Raw genomic sequence first — 6,832 nt, 5'->3', positions numbered from 1 at the left:
GCGGCGTTGCTCCTCGCTTGTGTGGCTCGCCACACGGCGCTCGGAGCGCCTTGCATCGCATCCCGCCCTGCGCCCCCAAAACGGAAAATTATTCCGGGCCAAATCCTTATCTTTTCTTGCCCAGGCCCGACACCTTCGGTGTCCGCAAAAAACGTTCCGAGTGGAGCGAGGTTGTCCACGCTTGGGACGGGTTGCGAGACGGACCCTTTGCTGAGCTTGGCCGCATGAGATCTCGACGCCTTTGGGAATGTCAATGCTCAGTTCCGCCAATTGCTTGCTCAGCACCTTGAAGTGCTTCAGGCATTGGAGGAGGCTGTGGCCAGGAGCGCTGGCATCTCGAACGCCGACATCCTGCTGACTGCGAGCGCGTTCAGCGCCCATTCGAGCCATCGCGCCGGCCCCGACAGGGCGTCCGATGGCGTTGCACCGGCTCGCGGACGTCGCCGGCGGCCAGTGGTTTGAAGGCGCCGCCAACTACCGGGGAAAGCGAGCGCAGCTCGAACGCTGTGGGCGCCGATTCCCATGTTGGTGTGCTGAGCATCCTGCCCAGCGTGTGAGCGCCTGGATGAAAAAGTTAAATTACTTCGCATAGCATGCGAGCTGCATTGACTTTTTCATGCTTCAGGTTTGCGACAAGGAGGTAGGCCTAAAACAGATCTTTTCGGTTGGAGAATGGATTTCGCTCACCGCGCTGCGCAAATTGGCTCTTACGTTGGATGGAATTATTGCTAGGATTCTCATCCTATGAGAACAAGTGACTCATTTTCATTCAAGTCGCTGCTGGCGACGCTGCCACGCGGTGAGCCCCTGAGCACCGCGTGGTTGGCTGGACGGGGCCTCAGTGCCAAGCATGCTGCATACCTCGCGGGAGCCGGCTGGCTAATGCGCCTGGGCCGTGGCACGTACCTGCTGCCCGGCGACAAACTCGATCGGGATGCCAGCCTGGCGCTACTGGTCAAGTCCGTCCCCGGGTTGCACGTCGCCGGCAAGACCGCCTTGGGCTGGCGAGGGTTTCGCCACACCCTTTCATTCAAGGAAAAGCTGACGCTGTGGGGTGACAAGCCGGCCACGCTGCCGGACTGGTTCACGGCACAGTTTCCGGCTCACTACCAGGCGACGCATCTCTTCGATGCGCAAATGTCACCCGGGCTGGGGCTGGGTCCGTTGCCAGTGGGGCGCGCCGATATGCCCGTGTCGGCGCCCGAGCGCGCGCTGCTCGAAGTGCTCAGCGATGTGGGCAAGCGCCAGACCCTGGAGGAAGCGCGTCACCTGGTTGAAAGCACGCGTTCGCTGCGACTCCCCGTGCTCGAAGAATTGCTCTCGCATCTCACGCGCATCAAGGTGGCCCGGCTGGCCGCATCTCTCGCGGACGAGCTCGAACTGCCCTGGAAGTCGGCCGCGCGAATGCACAGTGAGCGCTTGGGTGGTGGCGACCGGTGGGTCACGGTTGGAAGGACCGGCGAGCGACTGGACCTGAGGCGCGGCAAATGAACCAGGCCTATGTCGAAACCGTCCGGCTGCTGCTGGACATTGCGCCATCCTTGTTCGAGACCCCGGCTTTCGCGATGAAAGGCGGCACGGCCCTGAACCTTTTCGTTCAGGACCTACCTCGCTTGTCCGTCGACATCGACGTCGTATTCGTTCCTCACGACCTGGAGCAGCGCTGGGCGCTGGCGCACGATAGAGGTCAGGTTCGCTTGGCGCAGATGTGCCCACGCGCAAGAACTAGTTGACAAACCGGCGCACTGGTACGTGTAGCCCACCACGCTCTTGGAGATATTCAGATCGGCCGGCCCCCGATCAGCCGGCCAATGAGCGGCGGGATTGCGGTTCACCACGCCGGCCGTTTCAGTCTTCCAACCCACGGCGACGCAGATTCAACCGACGGCCAGCGTCAGGTGCCCCACCGGTTCCAGTGCTGGCTTCACCTTGATTTCAATGTCGTAGCCGAGCCGATTCAAGCAGTCCATCAGTTTGCGTTCAGACAGGTTCGAGAAGTCGCCCCTCAGCATGCCTGACACCTTCGGCTGGGGGATGCCCATGCGACTGGCGGCCGCATCTTGCGTCAGACCCAGCTTGCGCACGGCCTTGGTGATTTCGATCACCAGGCCGGACTTGATCTTGAGCTTCTCGGCATCGGGCAGACCAAGATCGGCAAAGACGTTGCCGGAGCTGGTTTCGACCGCGGTGTCCTCAATGATTCGCTTTGCCATGTCGTACCTCTTTCGCGAGCGCCTCGGCTACTTTCAGCCTGGCGCGAATGATTTCCATGTCCTCTTTTGGCGTGACAATTCCGCTCTTGCTCTTCTTCTGGAAGCAGTGCAGGACAAACACCGCTTGCTCGAACTTCACGGTGTAGACGGCACGATACGTTCCGCCGACATCGTCTTCGACTACCTCCAGGACACCGGCACCTCCGAAGCCTTTGAGCACTTTCGCCGCGTCGTGCTGCCCGCCGTGCTGGGCGAAGTCCAAGGCGTGACCGAAGAACTTCCGTACGTCGGTGGGGAGCGCCATCAAGTCTTTTTTGCTACTTCCGAGCCACACGAGCGGCTTTTCTTTGTCGGCCATTGGGATGATATCTGAACTGGTATAAATCGGGAAGACCTGCGCCTATACGGAGCTGGCCGGGATTCTGGAGATTTTCTCCAAAAAGTGAGCTCACCGATTCCAGCGCGCCAGCGCTCATGGCCGGCTGTTCGCGGCATGCTCTCACCAGCCGCCACATCGTCAAAGGCTCGGACGAACAGACACCATACCTCGGCTTCAACGAGTTCTACTCGATGCGCCTGATCGAGCGCATCGGCCGCTTCCCCGTGGCCACGACGACGATGTCCGACGATGGCCGCGCGCTCATCGTCGAGCGCTTCGACGTTGATGATGCTGGCGTGCCGGTGAGAGGCGTCGAGGACATGTGTGGGCTGCTGGGTTTGCCGCCGACCGAGAAATACGCCAGTACTACCGAGCAGGTCCTGAAAGCCGCGCGACCGTACTTTGCCGATGCGGCATGGCACGAGCAAAGTCGGCGCTTCGCCTGGCTGATTCTGTCGACCTACGTGGTGCGCAACGCCGATTGCCACACGAAGAACATCGCTCTGCTCTACACCAATGCCACTGACGTGACGTTCACACCTGCCTACGACATGGTGACCACGCAAGCTTATCCGCGCTATGCCAACAATCCGCCGGGGTTATCGATCGCCGGTCGCAAGACCTGGGCGCCGGGAAAAGCGCTGGCCCACTTCTTTCACACGCGGCTGAACATCTCGTCCAATGAGTACAACGACATGATTGAGATGCTGTGCGATGCCGCAGTACAAACCGGACTCGAAGTTATCGCCGCAGCCAAGCAGCGTCCCGAGTGGCGCGAGGTTGCCAAGAACATGGTCCACGCCTGGAACGATGGCATGGAGGCTGTGCGCAGCCCCAAACCGAATGTGGCGCTGCGGGGGCTGACCGCGGCCATTGAGGAGGCTCGCTTCTCAGAGCCGGACAAGCCTCCGCTGGGGGATGGATCGGCTTTGTAGTGCCAAGTGACAAAGTTGGGCTAAGAGCGGGCGCGGGTTCTGCGCCGCAGTTCCAAATTGGTCAGGCGGCGCGCCCGGGAATGCTCAATTGCGACAGCGCGTTGGCGAGCTTTCATGTCGTCAACTGCGGAAAATAGGTTCAAGGAACGAGACGAGTACCTCTTTCAGTACGACCGCAACAACATGCTGCCGATGGTGCGTCCGCGGCCGTGAATCGCGATGCTGCGCACCGAACGTGATCCGGCGCTGCTCGACGACCTGACTGCCGAACCATCCGCCGGGCGTGAGCCATGCAAACATGAAGCGCTGGCTGAAGGGGCATTACCGAAGCGACTGCCGGGTGCGGCGCCAGAACTGACTCATCTTCTGCACGTTCTTCTGCAGGACCGTGAGCACGCCGCCCACCCGGTGGGCGCGGACGATCCGATAGTCCTCTTTCGATTTCCGGATGATGTTCTCGAGCGAACGGTTGCTGACGCCTCCTACGCGCATTCGAACAAGCGTCTCGGGCACATAGGCCGCCTTGATTCCGCCCACGAAGAGCAAGCGGAGGATTGAGTCGTAGTCTGCCGCGATGCGGTAGCGCGTGTCGAAGCCACCAAGGCGGTCGTAGATGGAACGCCGGACGTAGAACGTGGGGTGCGGCGGCATCCAGCCGCTACGAAGCGCCGCGCGGCTGCAGGCGCCCGCGTGCCACTGTCTGACGATGCGGCCGATGTCCCCTTTGCGCACGTAGACGAGGTCGCCGTAGACCGCGTCGACCGTCGGATCGGCGAACACGGCTGCCACTTTCGAAAGGACATGTGCGTTGGCGAACAGGTCGTCCGCGTGGAGAAAGCCGATGACGTCGCCGCTCGAGAGCCGGATGCCCTTGTTGAGCGCGTCGTAGATGCCGTTGTCGGGCTCGCTCACCAGCGTCGACACGCGCGACCGGTATGGAGACAGGACATCGAGCGTGCCGTCCGTCGACCCGCCGTCGACGATCACCGTTTCGACGCAGGGATGGTCTTGCGCCAGCACAGACTCCAGTGCCTCGACCACGGTTTCGCGCCCGTTGTAGACCGCTGTCACGACGGAAATTGAAATCATCGGGAGCTCATCGATTCGCTGAACGAGAGGGCGTCGGCGGGGTGTCCAAGGCACCCGTAAATCGCGAGCGTCTGCGCGCAGGTCCGGGCCCATGAGAAATCCCGGCAACGGGAGAAGCCGGCATCGACGATGCTGCACCGGTACGTGGGCTCCAGCAGCGACGTTAGGGCTGCGGCGTAAAACTCGGGTCGCTGTTCGGCCGCGTACAAGGCGGCTGAGCCGCCGACTTCCGGCAGCGACGCGGCGGCGGACGCCACTACCGGGCAGCCGCAAGCCATCGCTTCGAGTACCGGCAAACCGAAGCCTTCGTAGTCGGACGGGAAGAGGAAGGCGAACGACCTCGAATAAAGGCGACGCAATTGCGCGCTGCTCACTGGGCCGAATTCGGTCCAGCGGGCGCCGAGGCGATCGCCAAGGAGCATCCGCTCGTCAGTCGTCAACCCGGGCCCGACGATGCCGAGCACCAGCGAAGCGGATTGTCGGACTGCCTCGACCGCCAAGTCGAAGCGCTTGTATCCGGTGCGCTGTCCTACGAACAGGACAAGGGGTGCTTCGTTGACGGGGGTTTCGCCGGGGTCAGGAAAGTAGAGGTCGAAATCCACGCCCAGGTGCACGACGTGCACCTGGGCCGGGTTCACGCCCGGACAGAACTGCAGCACGTCGTGCTTCGTGCTGTGGGAGATGCAGATGACTGCGTCCGCGCTGCGGATGCTGGCCTGCTTCTGCCAGGCATGGACCCACTTGGGAAGGCCGGTGCGATACCGTTCATAGATGAAGTCGTACGCCGTCACCACGTACTTGCGCACCTTGCCGCTCGGCCGGCGGTAGTACGACGTGTGGAACACGCTGTCGGGCGCTGCCTGCGCGGCGAGGTAGCGGGACACGCTGGCCGGGAGCGACTCGCGGGCGTCGTGCACGTGGCAGCTCATTCGCGCGGGATCGAAGCCCGCGTAGCGGATGCTCTTCGGCAGGACGAGGTCATAGTCCGGGTGCTCGTCGCGCATCGTTTCGAGTAGCCGGCTCCAGTAGTTCGATATGCCGCCGAAGCGCTGCAAACCGAAGATGATGCAGTCGAGCGTGATCATGGGCTTTCCGTGCGTGCGGGAAGACGCGAGGGTGGTGGGAACTGAATCGCCGCCCGCCGTCGGGTAAGCCGTCGACGGTGTCGCAGCAGCAAGGGCGAGGCTGCGAAGGCCCACAGCACGACATGCAATAGGTTGCCCGTCGAAACGATGCCGCTGTCAAAGCCGGAGAAGAAGAGGATGGCCCAGAAGCAGGCCTTCGCCAGTCGGGCATGGGGGCGGATGTTCGCCAGAGCGGCATTGAACGTGGCGACCCATGCGCCAAACACCAGGAGGCCGGCGACACCCGCGCTGGCAAGAACCTCGACGTAGTAGCTGTCGATCGCAAGGCGGCTTCCGAGCGTCGATCCGTCGTCCGTGGCCCCGGGCGGGTCTGCCAGGGCCTCCAGCCAGACCGTGAGGCGCAACGACGTGATCTCGTCGAAGAATTCATAGGAGTACCCGAGTACCAGGACCAGGGCCACGACCGCCACCACGAGGGTGACGAGCAGGGGCACCGCCGCACGCGGATAGCGCCACAGGCCAATGGAGATGCCCATGGCGAGCGCGACGTTGCGGGATCCGATCACCCAAAGCAGGGCTGTCAGCAGCAGGATCTGAATTCCGCCTGGTCTTCGCGCGCTGACCAAGAGGAACAGCAGCAGAGGCAGCGCGAAGCTGGTCCCCGCTTCCTTCGGGTGCCAGTACCCCATCAGCAGGCGGGGGCGCCCGTACTGCGACGACCACAACGAATCGAATTCGAGGCCGAAGGCCGCGACCGCGGCCGGGACAAGCGCGATCACAAAGAGCAGTGCCACGATCCTTCTGCGGCGCTGCGCGACTATGCTGTTCAGCGACCGGCCGACGGCGGGCATGGCCAATGCAAACACTGCCGTCATCAGCGCGTAACCCTCGAGGCCGCCGATCAGGTAGATCGCGAGGAGCGGCGAAAAAAGAAGGAGCGAGCGCAGTGCGCAGCGAGGCGACGAAACCAGCGACACGGCGGCGGCGGTCGCCAGCATCAGGTGCTTGGCCGGCGACGTCGATGGCTCGAATGACGTGCTGGCGTTGCTGAGGACGTAGGTCGCGAAGTAACCGATGAAAAGGACCAGTTCGAGCTCTTCGCCGATCGTCCTTCGGACCGTGCCAGACGAA

General features: G+C 62.6%; 7 protein-coding genes and 1 pseudogene. 3 read left to right on the top strand and 5 right to left on the bottom strand.

All coding sequences use genetic code 11. The annotated features are described in order from the left end of the window. The first annotated feature begins 744 nt into the window (after window positions 1–744). Both AC30NL_RS02010 and AC30NL_RS02005 read left to right on the top strand, forming a co-directional pair. Entirely contained in the window at window positions 745–1,491 is a 747-nt protein-coding gene (locus AC30NL_RS02010; RefSeq protein WP_489462341.1) for a type IV toxin-antitoxin system AbiEi family antitoxin domain-containing protein, read from the top strand. Beyond that, a pseudogene (locus AC30NL_RS02005) lies at window positions 1,488–1,673 on the top strand (nucleotidyl transferase AbiEii/AbiGii toxin family protein); the annotation flags it as partial. The gene AC30NL_RS02010 and the pseudogene AC30NL_RS02005, both read left to right, overlap by 4 nt. A 204-nt stretch (window positions 1,674–1,877) precedes the next feature. Here AC30NL_RS02005 and AC30NL_RS02000 read toward each other — a convergent pair. Beyond that, window positions 1,878–2,213, bottom strand: coding sequence for a helix-turn-helix domain-containing protein (locus tag AC30NL_RS02000; RefSeq protein ID WP_489462340.1), 336 nt, complete (start codon window positions 2,211–2,213; stop codon window positions 1,878–1,880). Then, entirely contained in the window at window positions 2,194–2,571 is a 378-nt protein-coding gene (locus tag AC30NL_RS01995) for a type II toxin-antitoxin system RelE/ParE family toxin (protein WP_489462339.1), read from the bottom strand. Before AC30NL_RS01995 ends, AC30NL_RS02000 begins: the two co-directional genes overlap by 20 nt. A 116-nt stretch (window positions 2,572–2,687) precedes the next feature. Here AC30NL_RS01995 and AC30NL_RS01990 point away from each other — a divergent pair, with 116 nt between their 5' ends. Next, complete coding sequence (locus tag AC30NL_RS01990) at window positions 2,688–3,527, top strand: HipA domain-containing protein (protein WP_489462338.1); 840 nt, start codon at window positions 2,688–2,690, stop codon at window positions 3,525–3,527. Between the two features lie 321 nt (window positions 3,528–3,848). Here the strand turns inward: AC30NL_RS01990 and AC30NL_RS01985 are convergent, their stop codons facing one another. The 3 genes from AC30NL_RS01985 to AC30NL_RS01975 are packed head-to-tail and all read right to left on the bottom strand — an operon-like array spanning window position 3,849 to window position 6,699. Then, entirely contained in the window at window positions 3,849–4,616 is a 768-nt protein-coding gene (locus tag AC30NL_RS01985; protein ID WP_489462337.1) for a glycosyltransferase family 2 protein, read from the bottom strand. Beyond that, window positions 4,613–5,701: a glycosyltransferase family 4 protein gene (locus tag AC30NL_RS01980; RefSeq protein ID WP_489462336.1), complete on the bottom strand. Its 1,089-nt coding sequence runs from the start codon at window positions 5,699–5,701 to the stop codon at window positions 4,613–4,615. Before AC30NL_RS01980 ends, AC30NL_RS01985 begins: the two co-directional genes overlap by 4 nt. Further along, window positions 5,698–6,699 carry a hypothetical protein gene (locus AC30NL_RS01975; protein WP_489462335.1) on the bottom strand — a complete coding sequence of 334 codons (1,002 nt, stop codon included), beginning with the start codon at window positions 6,697–6,699 and terminating at the stop codon, window positions 5,698–5,700. The genes AC30NL_RS01980 and AC30NL_RS01975 overlap by 4 nt, the downstream gene beginning before the upstream one ends. Window positions 6,700–6,832: the final 133 nt, after the last annotated feature.

The organism is Rhizobacter sp. (assembly GCA_021153565.1).
In the GTDB taxonomy this organism is placed as follows: Bacteria; Pseudomonadota; Gammaproteobacteria; order Burkholderiales; family Burkholderiaceae_C; genus Albitalea.
This window is presented reverse-complemented; position numbering and strand designations above follow the sequence as displayed.